A 19,424-nucleotide genomic window follows, 5' to 3' on the forward strand; every position below is an offset into this window, starting at 1 on the left:
GAATGGAATTCGCTTTTTATATCTGCGCCATTGTGGCCGTCCTGACGACCCTTCGGACGATCACTCACACCAATCCGGTGCATGCGCTGCTGTACCTGATCATCTCGCTGCTGGCGATCTCCGGGGTGTTTTTCTCCCTCGGGGCTTACTTCGCCGGTGCGCTGGAGATCATCGTGTACGCCGGGGCTATCATGGTGCTGTTCGTCTTCGTGGTGATGATGCTTAACCTCGGCAACGCGGTTCAGCAGCAGGAACGCGAGTGGCTGAAACCGCAGCTGTGGATTGGGCCTGGCGTCCTGTCTGCAGTCCTGCTGGTGGTTCTGATTTACGCCATCCGCACCGTTAACGACCAGGGTATTGATGGCACGTCCATCGATGCGAAGCAGGTCGGTATCGCGCTGTTCGGGCCTTACGTACTGGCGGTGGAGCTGGCCTCCATGCTGCTGCTGGCGGGTCTGGTCGTTGCGTTCCACCTGGGTCGTGAAGACCGTGCCGGTGAGGTGCTGAGCAATCGCCCTGCTGACATGGCCGTGAGAAGAAAAACGGAGGAGAACGTATGATCCCGCTGCAACATGGACTGATCCTCGCCGCCATTCTGTTCGTGCTGGGACTGACCGGGCTGGTCATCCGCCGCAACCTGCTGTTCATGCTGATCAGCCTGGAAGTGATGATTAACGCCGCCGCGCTGGCCTTCGTGGTTGCCGGCAGCTACTGGGGCCAGGCTGACGGTCAGGTGATGTATATACTCGCGATTAGCTTAGCTGCTGCCGAAGCCAGTATTGGCCTCGCGCTGTTACTGCAGCTCCATCGTCGTCGCCAGAATCTGAATATCGATTCAGTAAGTGAGATGCGTGGATGAACCTTCTCTGGTTAACCATTGTTCTGCCATTGATTGGCTTTTTACTGTTGGCATTTTCCCGCGGCCGCTGGTCAGAAAACCTGTCCGCAACCATCGGGATGGGCTCTGTAGGTCTGGCGGCGGTAGTCACCGCCATTGCCGGGGTTGATTTCTTTAACAACGGGCAGCAGGCGTTCACTCAGCCGCTGTGGACCTGGATGGCGGTCGGTGATTTTAACATCGGCTTCAACCTGGTGCTGGACGGCCTGTCCCTGACCATGCTTTCTGTGGTTACCGGTGTCGGCTTCCTGATCCACATGTTCGCTTCCTGGTACATGCGTGGTGAAGAGGGTTATTCCCGCTTCTTCGCCTACACCAACCTGTTCATCGCCAGCATGGTGGTTCTGGTCCTTGCCGACAACCTGCTGCTGATGTACCTCGGCTGGGAAGGCGTGGGCCTCTGTTCTTACCTGCTGATCGGTTTCTACTACACCGATCCGAAGAACAACGCGGCGGCAATGAAAGCGTTCGTGGTGACCCGCGTCGGGGACGTGTTCCTGGCCTTCGGCCTGTTCATCCTCTACAACGAGCTGGGCACGCTGAACTTCCGCGAAATGGTTGAGCTGGCACCGCAGCACTTCGCTGCCGGCAACCAAATGCTGACCTGGGCAACCCTTATGCTGTTAGGCGGTGCGGTCGGTAAGTCTGCACAGCTTCCGCTGCAAACATGGCTTGCGGATGCGATGGCGGGTCCAACCCCGGTTTCTGCGCTGATTCACGCGGCTACCATGGTTACCGCGGGCGTCTACCTGATTGCCCGTACCCATGGCCTGTTCCTGATGACCCCGGAAATTCTGCATCTGGTGGGTATCGTTGGTGCGATCACGCTGGTGCTGGCAGGCTTTGCCGCGCTGGTACAGACCGACATCAAACGCGTACTCGCTTACTCCACCATGAGCCAGATTGGCTACATGTTCCTGGCGCTGGGCGTGCAGGCGTGGGATGCGGCAATCTTCCACCTGATGACCCACGCGTTCTTTAAAGCGTTGCTGTTCCTGTCATCCGGTTCGGTGATTCTGGCGTGCCATCACGAACAAAACATCTTCAAGATGGGTGGGCTGCGTAAGTCTATTCCGCTGGTGTATGTCTGCTTCCTGGTTGGGGGCGCGGCGCTGTCCGCTCTGCCGCTGATTACCGCAGGCTTCTTCAGTAAAGATGAAATTCTTGCTGGTGCGATGGCGAACGGCCACATCAACCTGATGGTTGCGGGCCTGGTCGGGGCGTTTATGACCTCGCTCTACACCTTCCGCATGATTTTCATTACGTTCCACGGTGAAGAAAAAATTCACGCTCACGCAGGGAAGGGGATTACCCACCACCTGCCGCTGGTTGTTCTGCTGGTGCTGTCCACCTTCGTTGGCGCAATGATTGTGCCACCGCTGCGCGGCGTACTGCCGGAAACCACTGAACTTGCGCACGGCAGCGTGCTGACCCTGGAGATCATCTCCGGCGTCGTCGCCATTGCCGGTATCCTGATTGCCGCCTTCCTGTGGCTGGGTAAACGTACTCTGGTGACGTCGCTTGCGAACAGCGCACTGGGGCGTTTCTTCGGTACCTGGTGGTTCAATGCCTGGGGCTTCGACTGGCTGTACGACATGATTTTCGTCAAGCCATTCCTCGGTATTGCGTGGCTGCTGCGCCGTGACCCGCTGAATGCTTTGATGAACATTCCGGCAGTTCTCTCCCGCTTTGCTGGCCGTGGCTTGCTGGTGAGCGAGAACGGTTATCTGCGCTGGTATGTTGCGTCCATGAGCATCGGTGCCGTTGTAGTTCTCGGCCTGCTGCTGGTTCTGCGTTAACAGGATTTCTTCCATCCCCCTCTCTCTGTTGAGAGAGGGTCGGAGTGGGGCTTAATACCTCCTCTGGCGCTGGGAAGTGAGTGATGTTTAAGAATTATTTTGACTTAGGGACTCAAACGCCATGCTATTACCCTGGCTAATACTAATCCCCTTTATCGGCGGCTTCTTCTGCTGGCAGACCGAACGCTTCGGCGTGAAAGTGCCTCGCTGGATTGCGCTGATCACCATGGGGCTGACACTGGCACTGTCTCTGCAATTGTGGTTGCAGGGTGGCTATTCTCTGACGCAGTCGGCGGGTTTGCCGCAGTGGCAGTCAGAGTACATTCTGAAATGGATCCCACGTTTTGGCATTGATATTCACCTGGCGCTCGACGGTCTGTCGCTGCTGATGGTGGTCCTGACCGGCCTGCTTGGCGTGCTGGCGGTGCTCTGTTCCTGGAATGAAATCGAAAAATATCAGGGCTTCTTCCACCTCAACCTGATGTGGATCCTCGGCGGCGTTATCGGCGTGTTCCTTGCCATCGACATGTTCCTGTTCTTCTTCTTCTGGGAAATGATGCTGGTGCCGATGTACTTCCTGATTGCGCTGTGGGGCCACAAAGCCTCCGACGGGAAGACGCGTATTACCGCCGCGACCAAGTTCTTCATCTATACCCAGGCGAGCGGCCTGGTGATGCTGATTGCTATCCTGGGTCTGGTGTTTGTGCACTACAATGCGACCGGCGTGTGGACCTTCAACTATGCGCTGCTGCTGAAAACGCCGATGTCCCACGGCGTACAGTGGCTGCTGATGCTGGGCTTCTTTATCGCCTTTGCGGTAAAAATGCCGGTGGTTCCTCTTCACGGCTGGCTGCCGGATGCGCACTCCCAGGCACCCACGGCGGGTTCCGTTGACCTCGCAGGTATCTTGCTCAAAACTGCGGCCTACGGCCTGCTGCGTTTCTCTCTGCCGCTGTTCCCTGAAGCGTCCGCTGAATTTGCACCAATCGCAATGTGGCTGGGTGTCATCGGTATCTTCTACGGCGCGTGGATGGCCTTTGCCCAGACCGATATTAAACGCCTGATTGCTTATACCTCCGTTTCCCACATGGGCTTCGTGCTGATTGCTATCTACACCGGCAACCAGCTGGCTTATCAGGGTGCGGTGATTCAGATGATCGCGCACGGTCTGTCAGCAGCGGGTATGTTCATCATCTGCGGTCAGCTTTACGAGCGTCTGCACACGCGTGACATGCGCATGATGGGCGGCCTGTGGAACAAAATTAAATGGCTGCCTGGCCTGTCGATGTTCTTCGCTGTTGCCACGCTGGGTATGCCAGGTACCGGTAACTTCGTCGGTGAATTCATGATCCTGTTCGGCAGCTTCCACGTTGTGCCGGTCATTACCGTGATTTCAACCTTCGGTCTGGTCTTTGCCTCTGTTTACTCTCTGGCGATGCTGCACCGCGCGTACTTCGGGAAAGCTAAGAGCGAAATCAGCGATAAACAGCTGCCTGGCATGTCCATGCGCGAGTTCTTTATCATTCTGTTGCTGGTGGTGCTGTTAGTTCTGCTGGGCTTCTTCCCGCAGCCGATTCTGGATACTTCGCATTCTGCGATGAGCAATATTCAGCAGTGGTTTACCAGTTCACTTTCTACTACAAGGCCGTAATTCGCCATGACAATAACTCCTCAACATTTGATCGCGCTGCTACCGCTGTTGATCGTCGGATTGACGGTGGTGGTTGTGATGCTCTCCATTGCGTGGCGACGCGACCATTTTCTGAATGCTACGCTGTCGGTTATCGGCCTTAACGCCGCGCTGATTTCACTGTGGTTTGTCGGTCAGGCAGGGGCGATGGATGTCACCCCGCTGATGCGCGTTGACGGCTACGCCATGCTCTACACCGGGCTGGTACTGCTGGCAAGCCTGGCAACCTGTACCTTTGCTTATCCGTGGCTGCAGGGCTACACCGACAACCGCGAAGAGTTCTATCTGCTGGTCCTGATTGCTGCCCTGGGCGGTATTCTGCTGGCGAATGCGAACCACCTCGCGGCGCTGTTCCTCGGCATTGAGCTGATCTCTCTGCCGCTGTTCGGCCTGGTTGGCTACGCCTTCCGCCAGAAGCGTTCTCTGGAAGCGAGCATCAAGTACACCATTCTGTCAGCGGCGGCATCGTCCTTCCTGCTGTTCGGTATGGCGCTGGTATACGCTGATTCCGGTAGCCTGTCGTTTGTTAGCCTCGGTAAGAGCCTGGCGGATAACATGCTGCACGAACCTCTGCTGCTGGCGGGCCTGGGCCTGATGATTGTTGGTCTTGGCTTCAAGCTCTCTCTGGTACCGTTCCACCTGTGGACCCCAGACGTATACCAGGGCGCGCCTGCCCCGGTTTCCACCTTCCTGGCAACCGCCAGCAAAATCGCCATCTTTGGCGTGGTGATGCGTCTGTTCCTGTACGCACCAGTGGGCAACAGCGAAGCCGTTCGCGTCGTGCTGGGGATTATCGCCTTCGCGTCAATCCTGTTCGGTAACCTGATGGCGCTGAACCAGTCCAACATCAAGCGTCTGCTGGGCTACTCTTCCATCGCACACCTCGGTTACCTGTTGGTGGCGCTGATTGCGCTGCAAACCGGTAACATGTCGATGGAAGCGGTAGGGGTTTATCTGGCCGCTTACCTGTTCAGCAGCCTGGGCGCGTTTGGTGTGGTTAGCCTGATGTCCAGCCCGTACCGTGGCCCGGATGCCGACTCACTGTTCTCCTACCGTGGTCTGTTCTGGCACAAGCCGGTGCTTTCTGCGGTGATGACCGTGATGATGCTCTCTCTGGCGGGCATCCCAATGACACTGGGCTTCATCGGTAAGTTCTACATCATTGCGGTGGGCGTTCAGGCTCACCTGTGGTGGCTGACCGGTGCAGTGGTTCTGGGCAGCGCCATCGGCCTGTACTACTACCTGCGCGTGACCGTGAGTCTGTACCTGAGCGCTCCTCAGCAGCTTAACCGCGACACCCCATCTAACTGGGCGTTGACCGCGGGCGGCGTTGTGGTGCTGATCTCCTCCCTGCTGGTGCTGCTGCTCGGTATTTATCCGCAGCCGCTTATCAGCCTGGTGCAATTAGCGCAGCCGCTGATGTAATCGGGTTTACAAAACCGTTCAAAAACCGCCACCTGTTGGCGGTTTTTTTATGGATTCAGGTTTTGGCCAGCTCAAGAATAAACTCAAGAAAACAGCGGGTGCGGGCGGCAGGATTAATCCGCGAGGGGTAATACGCGTAAAGCGGGAACCGTTCATCCGGCCAGTCGGGAAATAAATCCACCAACAGTCCCTGCTTCACGAGGTCGTCAGAGCCAAACGTCATCATCTGGGCAATAGCGTGTCCGCTCAGGCAGGCTTCATGCAAAGTACGGGCGTCGTTCAGCGTCAGGCGGCCGCTGACCGGGACTTTGATCGCTTCTCCTTTACGATGAAACTCCCATTCAAACGGCCTGCCGGTTTCCGGATCGCGAAAATGAATACAGGTATGTCCCAGCAGTGCCTGCGGTGTTTCAGGCCTGCCGTGTCGCGCCAGATAGGCGGGGGTGGCGACCGTCATGATGCGGGTTTCCAGCAGCCTGCGTGCCACCAGCGTGCTATTTCGAGGCACGCCAAAACGAACAGCCAGATCGAAACCATCTGCAATCATATCCCCTAGCCGATCGCTGGTGACCAAATCCAGCTCGAGATCAGGATAGCGGGACATAAACGTGTCAAGTTGCGGGCCCAGAATGAGGCTGGAAAAGAACGGATCGATGTTGACCCTGAGCCTGCCGGTAATCGCTTTAGTGGAGCGCGACGCGGTGCTGGTCACATCTTCCAGCGCGGCCAACAGCGGCAGGATCTGACGATAAAACTCTTTGCCTTCAACGGTCAATGCCACTGCGCGGGTGGTGCGGTCAAAAAGGCGGATGCCGAGGCGTTTCTCCAGGCGGGCAATCGCCCGGCTGACCCCGGGTGGGGACATATTGATCATCTCCGCGGCGGCGGCAAACGTGCCGCTTTCTACCACGGCTGTAAACACGGACAAGCCGTCGAATGTCCGATCGTTGAAAATCATATTAGTGCCCTGCAGTCATCAGTGAATTGTCTATGGTGCTATCGATACAACATAGCTGCATCCGCATAATGCCGTCCACACCCTGTCGTGGGCTCTCAAACTGGAGAAACATTATGTTCGCAATTACAGGTATTACCGGACAAGTTGGCGGCGCACTGGCAAGCGCATTGCTTGCTCAAGGACATGAGATTCGGGCCGTCGTACGCTCAGAAGCTAAAGGGCAACCCTGGGCACAGCGGGGCGCTGACATTGCGCTGGCAGAAATGCACGATGGCGAAGCGCTGGCACAAGCCTTCAGCGGGGCTGAAGCGGTCTTTATCCTGCTGCCGCCGGTGTTCGATCCTTCAGGCGATTTTGCCGAGCCGCGTGCAAATATTGCGGCCATCAGGCACGCTCTGCAGGCGGCACGTCCACAGCACGTAGTTTGCCTTTCAACCATCGGGGCGCAGGCCACCCAGCCAAATCTGCTGAACGCATTAGGAATGATGGAAAAAGAGCTCACGGATATTTGTGATTCCGTCGTGTTCCTCCGCGCGGGCTGGTTTATGGAGAACTTCCTTTGGGATGTGGAAAGTGCCAAAGAGACCGGGACTATCTACAGCCACCTGCAGCCGCTTGAGCGTGTTATCCCGATGATTGCTACAGTGGATATAGGCCAGCTTGCCGCCGAATTATTGACTCAGCCAGAATCAGGCACCCGCATTGTGGAGCTGGAAGGGCCACAGCGTTATAGCCCACAGCTGGCTGCCAAAGCGTTCTCTCAAGTTCTGGGGCAGCCGGTAACGGTAAAAGCCGTGCCGCGTGAAAACTGGGAGGCAGATTTCCTTGCTCAGGGCATGAAAAACCCGTTCCCACGCATGCAGATGCTGGACGGCTTTAACGAAGGCTGGATTGATTTCACCGGCGACACGGTGAAAGGTGCCACGCCTCTTGAAACTGTGCTAAAACAGTTGCTTGAGCGGCACCAGTAATCCGTAAGGTGGCGCCTGAATCAAAAGGAGTTTTTCAATGCTTAACTGGCAGGATATACACCATTCTGAACTGAGCGCCACCGACCTTTATGCCCTTTTGGCCCTGCGCTGCGAAGTCTTTATTGTTGAACAGCGCTGCGCGTATCTGGATATTGATGGCGAGGATCTGGTGGGAGAGAATCGCCATATCCTCGGCTGGCGGGACGGCAAACTGATTGCCTATGCCCGCATTCTTAAGAGTGACAACGAGCTGGAGCCGGTGGTCATTGGCCGGGTTATTGTTGATGCGTCGGTGCGCGGCGAAAAGCTTGGGCAACAGCTCATGACTCAGGCGCTTGCCGCCTGCCAGCGCCAGTGGCCTGACCGTGCAATTTACCTGGGCGCTCAGGCGCATTTGCAGGCATTTTATGCCCGGCTCGGCTTTCACCCGGTAACCGAAGTGTATGACGAAGACGGTATCCCGCATATCGGGATGGCCAACAGCCCGGCGGGCGAAACCTGTTGATGTTGTCTATAGTTAGCGGACGAGAAATTTTTTAACACGGAGAACAGTGATGCAACCGTATGAATCTCGTCTCGATGATGACCTCGCACTTTTAAGCGACACGCTTGAAGAAGTGCTTCGCGCCTCCGGCGACCCGGCTGACCAGAAGTACATTGAGCTAAAGGAAAAGGCCGAGCAGGCGCTGAATGACGTCAAAGCACGCATCAGCAACGCTTCCGACACTTACTATTACCGCACCAAAAAAGCGGTCTACCGCGCCGATGATTACGTGCATGAAAAGCCCTGGCAGGGTATTGGCATCGGGGCTGCAGTCGGGTTGGTGGTTGGGCTTTTGCTCCGCCGATAATCTTGACCGCGCCTGCAAATGGCAAATAAAAAATCTTACCCCCTGGGTAGGATTTTTTTTTGTGGGAACGACCACGTATAATCAGGGGTTTTTACGGAGCGTGAGGTAAACGTGAATTCAGTAGCCGTCGCACTGCAGCAAATGCAGCAGGAATTAGCAGGGGAATTTGCGGATAAGCCGGGCCTTCAGCGCCTGTGCGTGCCGGTCACGCTGAGTGACGCCTCCGATCCTCTCGCCTGGCTCACGGCTCAGTCACGTTATCCCCAATTTTACTGGCAGCAGCGTAACGGTAACGAAGAAGTGGCTGCCCTGGGGGCATTGCTGAGTTTTTCTGCGCTGGAAGACGCCCAGGCTTTTCTGCAGTCTCACCCGGAACAGCCTTTCCTGCGCGTCTGGGGGTTAAATGCCTTCGATCCGTCCCACGGTTTTCTTTTTCTCTCGCGGCTGGAATGGCGGCGAGTAGGTGGGGAGGCGTTTCTTTGGCTGCATCTGTACAGCGAAACTTCCTTGAAGCAGGATGCGTTGGCTGCTGCGGCTTTTATTGAGCAGCTTCTGCCGGCGAAACTTCTCCCGCAACTCAATCTCAAATGCCTGGGTGAAAGCCATCTACCGGAGCAGCCCGAATGGAACCGCCTGGTGGATCAGGTGGTTAGCGCCATCAGCCAGAAAGCGCTGGATAAAGTCGTGCTCGCCCGGGCCACCGATCTGGCGTTTTCTTCCCCGGTTTCTGCCGCAGGGTTCATGGCCGCCAGCCGCCGGGTTAACCTGAACTGCTACCATTTCCTGATGGCGTTTGATGCGAAAAATGCCTTTCTTGGCTCCAGCCCGGAACGCCTGTGGCGAAGAATCGACGATGCGCTGCGAACTGAGGCCCTCGCCGGAACGGTAGCTAACCACCCGGACGATGCTCAGGCCGCTAAACTAGGCCAGTGGCTGCTGAAAGATGACAAAAACCAGCGTGAAAATATGCTGGTGGTCGAAGATATCTGCCAGCGCTTACAGGCTGCGGTTGGTGCACTGGATGTGCTGCCGCCGCAGGTTATGCGGCTGCGCAAAGTGCAGCATTTGCGTCGCTGCATCTGGACGCAGCTGAAGCGTCAGGACGATGCGCTTTGCCTTAAACAGCTGCAGCCTACCGCCGCCGTGGCGGGGTTACCGCGTGAGCTGGCTCGGGCATTTATTGCTGCGAATGAGCCTTTTGCGCGCGAATGGTACGCAGGTTCGGCGGGTTATCTGTCCCGCCATCAAACGGAGTTTTGTGTGGCGCTGCGCTCGGCAAAAGTGAGCCATACCGGCGTTCGCCTTTATGCCGGGGCGGGCATTGTCGCCGGCTCGGTTGCCGCAGAAGAGTGGCAGGAAATTGAAAACAAAGCGGCCGGTTTGAAGACGTTGCTGATCGGCAGTGGTAACTGAATAAGCTATTCACGACGCAAATCAATTTAACCCTTGCCATAGTATTTATAATCGAAAGTCGAAATTGACTGCGGACAATATTATGTCGATAAGCTCATTTAACCGCCGCTGGGCGGGCGTCATACTCGAAGCATTAACCCGACATGGGGTGCGGCATGTGTGTATCGCGCCTGGCTCCCGCTCCACGCCGCTGACGCTCAGCGCGGCGGAAAACCGCAGTTTCATTTGCCATACTCACTTTGATGAACGAGGCCTGGGCCATCTGGCGCTTGGGCTGGCAAAAGCCAGCGCCGAGCCGGTGGCAATCATTGTCACCTCCGGCACCGCCGTGGCCAATCTTTATCCTGCCGTGATAGAAGCCGGATTGACCGGCGAAAAGCTGATTTTGCTGACGGCAGATCGCCCGCCCGAACTTATCGACTGTGGTGCAAACCAGGCGATTCGCCAGCCGGGGATGTTTAGCTCTCATCCTTCTGCTGCACTCAATCTGCCTCGCCCAACGCATGATATTCCCGCCAGCTGGCTGGTCTCTGCGATTGACAGCGCCGTCGGCCAGCTCAACGGGGGCGCACTGCATATCAACTGCCCCTTTGCCGAGCCGCTTTATGGCGCGCCGGACGATACCGGCGTCGACTGGCAAAACCAGCTTGAAGGCTGGTGGGAAGGCAACACGCCCTGGCTGCGTGAAGTGCACGACAATGCCGTGCCGAAGCAAAGAGACTGGTTCTTCTGGCGGCAAAAACGCGGCGTGGTAGTGGCCGGACGGCTTTCTGCCAGCGAAGGTGAGCAGGTCGCGGCCTGGGCGCAAATGCTTGGCTGGCCGCTTATCGGCGATGTGCTTTCACAGACCGGACAGCCTCTGCCGTGTGCGGACCTGTGGCTAAGCAATAGCCAGGCCGTGACTTGTCTTGAACAGGCGCAAATTGTCATCCAGTTTGGCGGCAGTCTGACCGGGAAACGGGTTCTTCAGTGGCAGGCCGCCTGCAGGCCGGAAGAGTACTGGCTGGTGGACAAGCAGCCCGGGCGTCTCGATCCTGCCAACCACCGTGGCCGCCGTCTGGTTGCCAGCGTTGAAGCCTGGCTGGAAAAACATCCGGCAGAAAAACGCCTGCCCTGGGCCGAAGCGCTAACGTCTCTGGCCTGGCAGACGCTGGAAAAGGTTGAGCAAGGAATCCGAGAATTTGGTGAGGCACAGGTTGCCCAGCGCCTGTCGCAGCTGCTGCCGGAAGGCGGTCAGCTGTTTGTTGGCAACAGTTTAATTGTGCGTTTGATCGATGCTTTTGCCCAGCTTCCCGTGGGGTATCCGGTGTACAGCAATCGAGGGGCAAGCGGCATTGATGGCCTGCTGTCAACCGCCGCAGGCGTTCAGCGGGCAACGGCGCGCTCCACGCTCGCGATAGTCGGCGACATTTCGGCGCTCTATGATCTTAATGCCCTCGCACTGCTGCGTCACGCCTCGGCACCGTTTGTGCTGCTGGTGGTCAACAATAACGGTGGTCAGATCTTCTCACTTTTGCCGACGCCTGCCGAAGAGCGTGAGCGTTTTTACTGTATGCCGCAAAACGTGAACTTCTCCCACGCAGCCGCCATGTTTGAGTTGGGGTATCAGAACCCTGAAAACTGGCAGGCGCTTGAAGAGGCCGTTCGTCGGGCCTGGTTGCGCCCTGGCGCGACGGTGATTGAAATTAGCGTGCCGGAAACCGCCGGCGCTCAGACGCTGCAGCATTTGCTGGCCCTGGTTAGCCAGGCATGATCCTTCATGCCGCGCCGCATTCGGGCCACCGTTCAACTCTGCCACACATAGTCTGGCTGCACGGTTTTCTTGGTAGCCATCATGAGTGGCAGGCGCTTAAGCCGCACTTTTCCGACTGGCCGCAGCTGTGCGTGGACCTGCCCGGCCACGGTGGTTCCACCGATCTTCACGTGCAGAGTTTTGCCGAGGTTGATACCGCGTTACGAAATACCCTCAAGCATCACGGTATAAATCACTATTGGCTCGTGGGCTACTCCCTGGGCGGGCGCATCGCGATGTATCACGCCAGTCAGGCTGAGTCGAAAGGGCTGCGTGGCCTGGTGGTAGAAGGCAGTCATCCTGGCCTGATAAGTGGGACAGATCGCGAGGCGAGAGCGCTGAACGATGCCCGCTGGGCGCAGCGTTTGATGCACGAAGATATCCAGACCGTGTTGAACGACTGGTATCAGCAGCCTGTTTTCCGTTCCCTCAGCCGCGCGCAACGCACTGACTTAGTCGCCCTGCGTGCGCAAAACAATCCCGAGACGCTAGCCCGGATGCTTGAAGCAACGTCGCTTTCCCGACAGCCCGATTTACGTGAGCCACTTGGCCAGCTAGCCGTGCCGTTTCATTTTATTTGCGGTGAACGAGACGAAAAGTTTCGCGCCGTTGCCGCCGAGCTTAACTGTTCCCTGGCTCTTATTTTCGGGGCAGGACACAACGCCCACCGTGAAGCCCCCGCCGCGTTTAGTTCCGCTCTGTTAACCCTCTTTCGTCAATATGACCTGTAAGGATCTTTCATGATTTATCCTGATGAACAAATGCTTTATGCCCCGATTGAATGGCTGGATTGCTCCGAAGGTTACACCGATATTCGCTACCACAAATCCAGCGACGGTATCGCCAAAATCACCATCAACCGCCCGGAAGTGCGTAATGCGTTTCGTCCGCTGACCGTCAAAGAGATGATCAATGCCCTGGCCGATGCGCGCTATGACGACAACATTGGCACCATTATTCTGACCGGCGAAGGAGAAAAAGCCTTCTGTGCGGGCGGTGACCAAAAAGTGCGTGGTGACTACGGCGGCTACCAGGACGCAAGCGGCGTACATCACCTGAACGTGCTCGACTTCCAGCGCCAAATTCGCACCTGCCCTAAGCCAGTTGTGGCGATGGTGGCGGGTTTCTCCATCGGCGGCGGTCATGTGCTGCACATGATGTGTGACCTGACTATCGCGGCGGAAAACGCCGTGTTTGGCCAGACTGGCCCGAAAGTTGGTTCTTTCGACGGCGGCTGGGGCGCTTCCTACATGGCGCGTATTGTCGGCCAGAAAAAAGCGCGCGAAATTTGGTTCCTGTGCCGCCAGTACGATGCGAAAGAAGCGCTGGATATGGGCCTGGTGAATACCGTTGTACCGATTGCCGATCTGGAAAAAGAGACCGTTCGCTGGTGCCGAGAAATGCTGCAGAACAGTCCGATGGCGCTGCGTTGCCTGAAAGCGGCGCTGAATGCTGACTGCGACGGTCAGGCGGGACTGCAAGAACTGGCCGGGAACGCCACGATGCTGTTCTACATGACCGAAGAAGGCCAGGAAGGGCGCAACGCGTTTAACCAGAAGCGTCAGCCGGACTTCAGCAAATTTAAACGGAATCCGTGATGCGCAGCGCGGCGCTGTGGCGCTTTCAAATCCCGATGGAGGCTGGCGTAGTGCTTCGCGACCAGCGTCTCAAATTTAGAGATGGGCTGCTGGTGCGCCTGACCGTGGGCGAGCGCAGCGGATGGGGCGAAATTTCTCCTCTGCCGGGATTTAGCCAGGAAACACTCGCGGAGGCTCAGGCGCAGGTCGACCGCTGGCTTGAACAATGGCTGGCAGATGAATCGACTCCATTACCCGAGTTGCCGTCGGTCGCTTTTGGCTTGAGTTGTGCGCTGGCTGAGGCTGAAGGTACGCTGCCACAGGCCGCTGACTACCGCGCCGCCCCGCTGTGCACCGGCGACCCCGACGAGCTGATCCTGGCACTGGCAGAAATGTCGGGCGAAAAAATCGCGAAGGTGAAAGTGGGGCTGTACGAGGCCGTTCGCGACGGCATGGTGGTTAATTTATTGCTTGAAGCCGTGCCTGAACTTCGCCTGCGTCTGGATGCTAACCGCAGCTGGACCCCGCTCAAAGCGCAGCAGTTCGCTAAATACGTCAACCCGGATCATCGCTCGCGCATCGATTTTATTGAAGAGCCGTGCAAAACCCGCGAGCAGTCCCGAGAGTTCAGCCGGGATACGGGGATTGCAATTGCCTGGGACGAAAGCCTGCGGGAGGCTGATTTTACTTTCACCGCTGAGCCGGGCGTTTCGACAGTAGTTATCAAACCGACGCTTACCGGTAGCCTGAACAAAGTGCGTGAGCAGGTTGCGGCGGCACATTGTCTGGGGCTGAAAGCGGTGATCAGTTCCTCCATTGAGTCCAGCCTCGGTTTGACTCAACTGGCCCGCATCGCCGCCTGGCTCACGCCGGGAACCCTGCCTGGGCTGGATACTTTATCCCTGATGCAGTCTCAGCTTGAGCGCAGCTGGCCCGGCAGCCCCCTGCCGTGTGTTACCGTGGACGGACTCGAGCGTATTCGATGATCTTTCCCGACTGGCCGTGGCGTCACTGGGCCGACGTCAGGGGCACAAGTGTTGCGCTCCGTCTCGACGATGAACTCTTAACCTGGCAAACGCTGCGCCAGCGCGTGGATACGCTGGCGGGAGGTTTTCGCCAGCAAGGGGTAAAAGAAGGCGATGGCGTTGCGCTTAAAGCGAAAAATGGCCCGCAAACGCTGCTCGCCTGGCTGGCGTTATGGCAGTGTGGGGCGCGCATTCTGCCGTTAAATCCTCAGCTGCCTGATAGTTTGCTGGCGCAGCTTTTACCGTCGATGACGCTGAGCTACGGGTTAACTTTGACCGACAGCGAACCTCTGCCGGATGTGGTTCCATTATCGCTTACTGGTGCACTTGCCTGGCACGAAAGCTGGCAGCCGATGCGTCTGGCTTCTATGACGCTGACTTCTGGTTCAACCGGGTTACCCAAAGCGGCGGTGCATACATTCTCGGCCCATCTTGCCAGCGCGGCGGGTGTCCTGGCGATGATGCATTACGGCCCCGACGATAGCTGGCTTTTGTCTTTACCGCTGTTCCATGTGTCCGGGCAGGGGATCCTCTGGCGCTGGTTGTATGCCGGCGGCCAGCTGGCGATCTCGACCGCGCAACCGATAAACGAGGCGCTGCGTGGATGCAGTCACGCTTCCTTAGTGCCCACACAATTGTGGCGGCTGCTGGAAAAACAGGAACCTCTGGCATTGCGGGAAGTGCTCCTGGGCGGGGCAGCCATCCCCGTTGAACTGACGCAGCAGGCGGAAGCGCGTGGGGTGAGTTGCTGGTGTGGTTATGGGCTCACCGAGCTGGCCTCTACGGTTTGCGCCAAACGCGCCGACGGTCAGCCAGATGTGGGGGCTCCATTGCCAGGCCGGAAGGTAAAAATCGTCGATGAAGAAGTGTGGATACAGGCGAATAGCCTGGCCAGCGGCTACTGGCGGAACGGGCAACTTATTCCTCTGGTGAATGAACAGGGCTGGTTTGCTACCCGCGATAGGGGCGTTTTTCATTTGGGCCGCCTGACGATTGTCGGGCGTCTTGATAACCAGTTTTTCAGCGGCGGGGAGGGCATCCAGCCGGAAGAGGTTGAGCGGGTCATTGCCGCGCATCCAGCGGTTCAGCAAGTGTTTGTGGTGCCGGTGGACGACGTTGAATTTGGCCAGCGGCCCGTTGCCGTGGTTGAGATTAGTGCAGGATGTGAGTTTAACGACATTGCCGCCTGGCTTGACGGAAAACTGCCCCGTTTTCAGCGGCCTGTGCGCTGGCTGGCGCTGCCGCAGGAGTTAAAACAGGGCGGGATTAAAATCTCCCGCCGCAGGCTTACAGAGTGGGTTGCAGGGGCATAACCCCTGCAAGGTATTACTTATTGTTCTTCAGTGCCTGAAGTGCATTCGCTACCCCGGCACCGTATTCAGGATGTACCTGGCTGAACAGGCAAATCTGACGGTTCTGAATGCTTTCCGGGACGTCTTTCATATCACCCGCAATGCGCACAAACATACGCTGATGCTCTTCATCGCTCAGCAAGTTATACAGCGCGCGCGGCTGGCTGAAGTAGTCGCTATCTTCGCGATGGTTCCAGTGGTCGGCTGCGCCTTCCAGGCTCAACGGCGGCTCGCTGAAATCTGGCTGTTCCTGGAAAACGTTAAAGCTGTTTGGCTCGTAGGTTGCGCCATTGCCGCTGTTGCCGTCCACCCGCATGGCTCCGTCGCGGTGGTAGTTGTGGAACGGGCATTTTGGCGCGTTCACCGGAATTTGATGATGGTTCACGCCCAGACGGTAGCGGTGTGCGTCCCCGTAGGAGAACAGGCGACCCTGCAACATGCGATCGGGTGAGAAACCAATGCCCGGTACGACGTTGGCCGGGGACATCGCCACCTGTTCAACGTCAGAGAAATAGTTTTCCGGGTTGCGGTTCAGTTCCAGCACGCCCACTTCTATCAGCGGATAGTCGCCGTGTGGCCAGACTTTGGTCAGATCAAACGGGTTGTACGGCGTTTTTGACGCTTCGGCTTCCGGCATAATTTGCACGAACAACGTCCAGCGAGGGAAATCACCAGCCTCAATGGATTCGTACAGATCGCGCTGGGAGCTTTCGCGGTCCTCTGCAATCAGGTGGCTGGCTTCATTATCCATCAGGTTCTCAATACCCTGCTGGGATTTGAGGTGGAACTTTACCCAGAAACGCTGATTGTCGCTATTGATAAAGCTGAAGGTATGGCTGCCAAAACCGTGAATGTGACGATAAGAGCGCGGTAAGCCACGGTCGCTGAAATCAATGGTCAACTGATGAAGGGCTTCCGGCAGGTGCGAGAAGAAATCCCATTTATACGTAGGGTTACGCAGGTTGGTGCGTGGATCGCGTTTGACGACGTGGTTCAGGTCGGGGAATTTCAGCGGGTCACGGAGATAGAACACCGGCGTGTTGTTGCCCACCAGGTCCCAGTTGCCCTCCTCGGTATAGAATTTCATGGAAAAGCCGCGAATATCTCGTTCGGCATCCGCCGCGCCGCGCTCACCGGCCACGGTGGAAAAGCGCAGGAACAGCTCAGTTTTTTTGCCGACTTCTGAGAATAATTTTGCCCGGGTGTAGCGGGTGATGTCATGCGTCACGGTGAAATGACCAAACGCGCCTGAGCCTTTAGCGTGCATGCGGCGCTCAGGGATCACTTCGCGGTCAAAGTGGGCGAGTTTTTCAAGGAACCAGACGTCCTGAAGTAGCATCGGGCCTCGCGGGCCTGCGGTAGCAACATTGTTGTTGTTTACAACGGGAGCGCCTGCGCCGGTTGTTAGTCCTTTCTTGCTCATTAATGCCTCCTTGGGTGCCAGGTTTCACAGTAAAAAAGCGTTTATTTAAATCCACTTTTTTACTGTGCTTATTATTCACCTGCTCAATGTGTCATTTCGCGCTACCCGGCTGCATTGATCTTGTCACACAAAAAGGCGTCTTTTCATTTTCTTACAATCAAGGAAATATTGGCATTTTCCAGCGCGTTAATAAGATAATGCGCCACGCCATCCAATGGCATTTTTAAGGGCAGCCCTTTTTCTTTTTCAGGAACCAAGGAATGAATAAATTACTTTTAGCCGGCGGCGCGGGTTTGCTGCTGGTTTCCGCAGGTGCCAGCGCAATTGGCGTGAGTGCTGAAGTCGGCAAAGAATACACTAACCTCGGCGTGGGTTTTGGCACCGAAAGCAGCGGCATCGCGGTAACCGGTAACTATGCGCATAACGACGACAACGGTGATACCGTAGGCCTTGGCCTCGGTTTTAATATTCCTCTGGGGCCGATGATGGCAACCGTAGGCGGTCGTGGTGTTTACCTGCACGCAAAAGATCGTAAAGAAGGCTACGCAATTGCGGCGGGTGGCGGTTTGAGATGGCCAATCACTTCTGACATTGCCATTTTTGGCGATTACTACTATTCCCCGGACTCTCTGTCCAGCAGCGTGAAGGACTACAAAGAGGCCAGCGCCGGTGCAAGCTGGAACTTTATGCGTCCGTTTTCAGCGCAAGTGGGTTACCGCTATATTAGCCTTGGCGGCAAAGACGGCGATCGTACCGACACCGTGGCCGACGGCCCGTATGTGGGCGTGAGCGCCAGCTTCTAATCCCTCGACGCGGCTTTTAGCCGCGTTAATGTTGCTGACAAAGAGGAAAAAAGCGTGGTTTTTCCCTCTTTGTGGTTATCAGCCGAAAATCAATGAATTGATTTTCCGTTTTTTGACGAATCCTTTGGCGTTTTTTCTATGCCCAGAGGTTGGTCAGTAGTCTAAGCGCGGCTTTTAGCCGCGTTTTTTATGTCTGCCGTTCTTTGGTGCCTGCGCTATAGTGGGGCGTTCCCCTGCTGCGGAGTAAAAGATGTTAAAAGTAGAAATGCTGTCCACCGGCGACGAAGTACTGTACGGGCAAATTACCGATACTAATGCGGCCTGGCTTGCCGACTATTTCTTTCACCAGGGTTTACCCATGTCGCGCCGCAATACGGTCGGCGACAGTCTGCCTGACCTGGTTGCCGTGCTGAAAGAACGCAGCCACGAAGCGGATGTGCTGATTGTTAACGGCGGCCTGGGGCCAACCAGCGATGATCTAAGCGCGCTGGCGGCGGCGACGGCGGCGGGCGTTGAGCTGGTCGAGCACGCGGAATGGTTAACCTATATGGAGCAGTTTTTTGCCGAGCGCGGGCGTGTGATGGCGCCGAGTAACCGCAAGCAGGCGCAAATCCCGGCTAACAGTGAAATGATCGACAATCCCGTTGGCACCGCCTGCGGCTTTGCATTGACCTTAAACCGCTGCCTGATGTTTTTCACTCCCGGCGTACCGTCAGAGTTTAAGGCTATGGTGGACAAACAAATCATGCCCCGGCTGCGTGAACGTTTTACCCTCCCTGAACCGCCGATATGCCTGCGTTTAACGACTTTTGGACGCTCAGAGAGCGAGCTGGCGCAATCGCTTGATCCGCTGGCGCTGCCGGAGGGCGTGGTGATGGGCTATCGCTCATCGATGCCGATCATTGAGCTTAAACTGACCGGCCCGGCCAGCCAGCGTGAAGCGATGGAGGCCGTCTGGCCGGAAGTCCGCCGCGTGGCAGGTGAGAGTCTGATTTTTGAGGGCACCGAAGGGCTTCCGGCACAAATAGCGCGCCGCCTGGGCGAACGCTCCCTGACTCTGGCCGTGAGCGAACAGTTTACCGGAGGCCTGCTGGCGCTGCAGTTAAACCGGGCGCAGGCCGCGCTCCGGGCGAGCCGCGTTTTACCGCAGGCACCTGAAACACTGGCTGAGGCATTAGCGTCCAGCGCAGAATTGCGCCTGAATCAACAGAGCGATCTGGCCCTGGTGATTTCTGGCGAAGAAGATCAGCAGATAAATTTTGCGCTCTCCACGCCAGGCGGCACTTTTGGCCTGGGCGTGAAGTTTGGCACCAGCCGCCACGCGCTGGCAATACGCCAGGAAGTTTGCGCCATGATGGCGCTGAACGTGCTGCGCCGCTGGTTCAACGGCCAGCCGCTGGAAAGCGAACACGGCTGGATTAAGGTCGTAGAGTCAGCCAGCCTCTAA

General features: G+C 56.9%; 18 protein-coding genes. 16 read left to right on the forward strand and 2 right to left on the reverse strand.

Going from position 1 to position 19,424, the window contains the following annotated elements; all coding sequences use genetic code 11:
* Nucleotides 1-2 precede the first annotated feature (2 nt).
* The 5 genes from nuoJ to nuoN all read left to right on the forward strand — a co-directional run bounded on the left by nuoJ (nt 3) and on the right by nuoN (nt 5,812).
* Nucleotides 3-560: an NADH-quinone oxidoreductase subunit J gene (gene nuoJ, locus F3J28_RS02030; RefSeq protein ID WP_008459782.1), complete on the forward strand. Its 558-nt coding sequence runs from the start codon at nt 3-5 to the stop codon at nt 558-560.
* On the forward strand, nt 557-859 hold the full coding sequence (gene nuoK, locus F3J28_RS02035; protein WP_008459783.1) for an NADH-quinone oxidoreductase subunit NuoK: 303 nt from the start codon (nt 557-559) through the stop codon (nt 857-859). Before nuoJ ends, nuoK begins: the two co-directional genes overlap by 4 nt.
* Nucleotides 856-2,697, forward strand: coding sequence for an NADH-quinone oxidoreductase subunit L (gene nuoL / locus F3J28_RS02040; RefSeq protein WP_008459786.1), 1,842 nt, complete (start codon nt 856-858; stop codon nt 2,695-2,697). The genes nuoK and nuoL overlap by 4 nt, the downstream gene beginning before the upstream one ends.
* 121 nt (nt 2,698-2,818) lie before the next feature.
* A complete protein-coding gene (gene nuoM / locus F3J28_RS02045; RefSeq protein WP_166872195.1) occupies nt 2,819-4,348 on the forward strand; it encodes an NADH-quinone oxidoreductase subunit M in 1,530 nt (509 codons plus the stop codon).
* Between the two features lie 6 nt (nt 4,349-4,354).
* Nucleotides 4,355-5,812: an NADH-quinone oxidoreductase subunit NuoN gene (nuoN, locus tag F3J28_RS02050; protein ID WP_008459789.1), complete on the forward strand. Its 1,458-nt coding sequence runs from the start codon at nt 4,355-4,357 to the stop codon at nt 5,810-5,812.
* Nucleotides 5,813-5,867: 55 nt separating this feature from the next.
* Here nuoN and F3J28_RS02055 read toward each other — a convergent pair whose 3' ends face one another.
* Entirely contained in the window at nt 5,868-6,770 is a 903-nt protein-coding gene (locus F3J28_RS02055; RefSeq protein ID WP_166872198.1) for a LysR family transcriptional regulator, read from the reverse strand.
* A gap of 113 nt (nt 6,771-6,883) precedes the next feature.
* Between F3J28_RS02055 and F3J28_RS02060 the strand changes: the two genes are divergently transcribed.
* From F3J28_RS02060 to menE, 9 genes are all read left to right on the forward strand, one after another.
* Entirely contained in the window at nt 6,884-7,741 is an 858-nt protein-coding gene (locus F3J28_RS02060; RefSeq protein WP_166872201.1) for an NmrA family NAD(P)-binding protein, read from the forward strand.
* Nucleotides 7,742-7,778: 37 nt separating this feature from the next.
* Entirely contained in the window at nt 7,779-8,246 is a 468-nt protein-coding gene (locus F3J28_RS02065) for a GNAT family N-acetyltransferase (protein ID WP_166872204.1), read from the forward strand.
* A 49-nt stretch (nt 8,247-8,295) separates the two neighbouring features.
* Nucleotides 8,296-8,592 carry a stress response protein ElaB gene (elaB, locus tag F3J28_RS02070; protein ID WP_166872207.1) on the forward strand — a complete coding sequence of 99 codons (297 nt, stop codon included), beginning with the start codon at nt 8,296-8,298 and terminating at the stop codon, nt 8,590-8,592.
* Nucleotides 8,593-8,703: 111 nt separating this feature from the next.
* Entirely contained in the window at nt 8,704-10,005 is a 1,302-nt protein-coding gene (gene menF / locus F3J28_RS02075; RefSeq protein ID WP_166872210.1) for an isochorismate synthase MenF, read from the forward strand.
* Nucleotides 10,006-10,087: 82 nt separating this feature from the next.
* A complete protein-coding gene (menD, locus tag F3J28_RS02080) occupies nt 10,088-11,758 on the forward strand; it encodes a 2-succinyl-5-enolpyruvyl-6-hydroxy-3-cyclohexene-1-carboxylic-acid synthase (RefSeq protein WP_166872213.1) in 1,671 nt (556 codons plus the stop codon).
* Nucleotides 11,755-12,528, forward strand: a complete 774-nt coding sequence (menH, locus tag F3J28_RS02085) for a 2-succinyl-6-hydroxy-2,4-cyclohexadiene-1-carboxylate synthase (RefSeq protein WP_166872216.1) — start codon at nt 11,755-11,757, stop codon at nt 12,526-12,528. The genes menD and menH overlap by 4 nt, the downstream gene beginning before the upstream one ends.
* Nucleotides 12,529-12,537: 9 nt before the next feature.
* On the forward strand, nt 12,538-13,395 hold the full coding sequence (gene menB / locus F3J28_RS02090; protein WP_008459804.1) for a 1,4-dihydroxy-2-naphthoyl-CoA synthase: 858 nt from the start codon (nt 12,538-12,540) through the stop codon (nt 13,393-13,395).
* Nucleotides 13,395-14,360: an o-succinylbenzoate synthase gene (menC, locus tag F3J28_RS02095; protein ID WP_166872219.1), complete on the forward strand. Its 966-nt coding sequence runs from the start codon at nt 13,395-13,397 to the stop codon at nt 14,358-14,360. The genes menB and menC overlap by 1 nt, the downstream gene beginning before the upstream one ends.
* On the forward strand, nt 14,357-15,712 hold the full coding sequence (menE, locus tag F3J28_RS02100) for an o-succinylbenzoate--CoA ligase (RefSeq protein WP_166872222.1): 1,356 nt from the start codon (nt 14,357-14,359) through the stop codon (nt 15,710-15,712). The genes menC and menE overlap by 4 nt, the downstream gene beginning before the upstream one ends.
* Before the next feature lie 13 nt (nt 15,713-15,725).
* On the opposite strand, the gene katA is transcribed toward menE, so the two are convergent.
* A complete protein-coding gene (katA, locus tag F3J28_RS02105; protein ID WP_166872225.1) occupies nt 15,726-17,174 on the reverse strand; it encodes a catalase KatA in 1,449 nt (482 codons plus the stop codon).
* Nucleotides 17,175-17,434: 260 nt separating this feature from the next.
* On the opposite strand from katA, the gene F3J28_RS02110 reads away from it, so the two are divergent.
* Nucleotides 17,435-17,977 carry a YfaZ family outer membrane protein gene (locus tag F3J28_RS02110; RefSeq protein ID WP_166872228.1) on the forward strand — a complete coding sequence of 181 codons (543 nt, stop codon included), beginning with the start codon at nt 17,435-17,437 and terminating at the stop codon, nt 17,975-17,977.
* A 250-nt stretch (nt 17,978-18,227) separates the two neighbouring features.
* Nucleotides 18,228-19,424 carry a nicotinamide mononucleotide deamidase-related protein YfaY gene (locus tag F3J28_RS02115; RefSeq protein WP_166872231.1) on the forward strand — a complete coding sequence of 399 codons (1,197 nt, stop codon included), beginning with the start codon at nt 18,228-18,230 and terminating at the stop codon, nt 19,422-19,424.

This window comes from Enterobacter sp. Ap-1006, from assembly GCF_011752835.1.
Lineage (GTDB): Bacteria > Pseudomonadota > Gammaproteobacteria > Enterobacterales > Enterobacteriaceae > Cedecea.

Coding starts and splice junctions, on each gene's coding strand:
- katA (WP_166872225.1), bottom strand. CDS start 17,174: ATGAGCAAGAAAGGACTAACAACCGGCGCAGGCGCTCCCGTTGTAAAC.
- F3J28_RS02110 (WP_166872228.1), top strand. CDS start 17,435: ATGAATAAATTACTTTTAGCCGGCGGCGCGGGTTTGCTGCTGGTTTCC.
- elaB (WP_166872207.1), top strand. CDS start 8,296: ATGCAACCGTATGAATCTCGTCTCGATGATGACCTCGCACTTTTAAGC.
- F3J28_RS02065 (WP_166872204.1), top strand. CDS start 7,779: ATGCTTAACTGGCAGGATATACACCATTCTGAACTGAGCGCCACCGAC.
- nuoK (WP_008459783.1), top strand. CDS start 557: ATGATCCCGCTGCAACATGGACTGATCCTCGCCGCCATTCTGTTCGTG.
- menC (WP_166872219.1), top strand. CDS start 13,395: ATGCGCAGCGCGGCGCTGTGGCGCTTTCAAATCCCGATGGAGGCTGGC.
- F3J28_RS02055 (WP_166872198.1), bottom strand. CDS start 6,770: ATGATTTTCAACGATCGGACATTCGACGGCTTGTCCGTGTTTACAGCC.
- menE (WP_166872222.1), top strand. CDS start 14,357: ATGATCTTTCCCGACTGGCCGTGGCGTCACTGGGCCGACGTCAGGGGC.
- F3J28_RS02060 (WP_166872201.1), top strand. CDS start 6,884: ATGTTCGCAATTACAGGTATTACCGGACAAGTTGGCGGCGCACTGGCA.
- menB (WP_008459804.1), top strand. CDS start 12,538: ATGATTTATCCTGATGAACAAATGCTTTATGCCCCGATTGAATGGCTG.
- F3J28_RS02115 (WP_166872231.1), top strand. CDS start 18,228: ATGTTAAAAGTAGAAATGCTGTCCACCGGCGACGAAGTACTGTACGGG.
- menD (WP_166872213.1), top strand. CDS start 10,088: ATGTCGATAAGCTCATTTAACCGCCGCTGGGCGGGCGTCATACTCGAA.
- nuoJ (WP_008459782.1), top strand. CDS start 3: ATGGAATTCGCTTTTTATATCTGCGCCATTGTGGCCGTCCTGACGACC.
- nuoL (WP_008459786.1), top strand. CDS start 856: ATGAACCTTCTCTGGTTAACCATTGTTCTGCCATTGATTGGCTTTTTA.
- nuoM (WP_166872195.1), top strand. CDS start 2,819: ATGCTATTACCCTGGCTAATACTAATCCCCTTTATCGGCGGCTTCTTC.
- menH (WP_166872216.1), top strand. CDS start 11,755: ATGATCCTTCATGCCGCGCCGCATTCGGGCCACCGTTCAACTCTGCCA.
- nuoN (WP_008459789.1), top strand. CDS start 4,355: ATGACAATAACTCCTCAACATTTGATCGCGCTGCTACCGCTGTTGATC.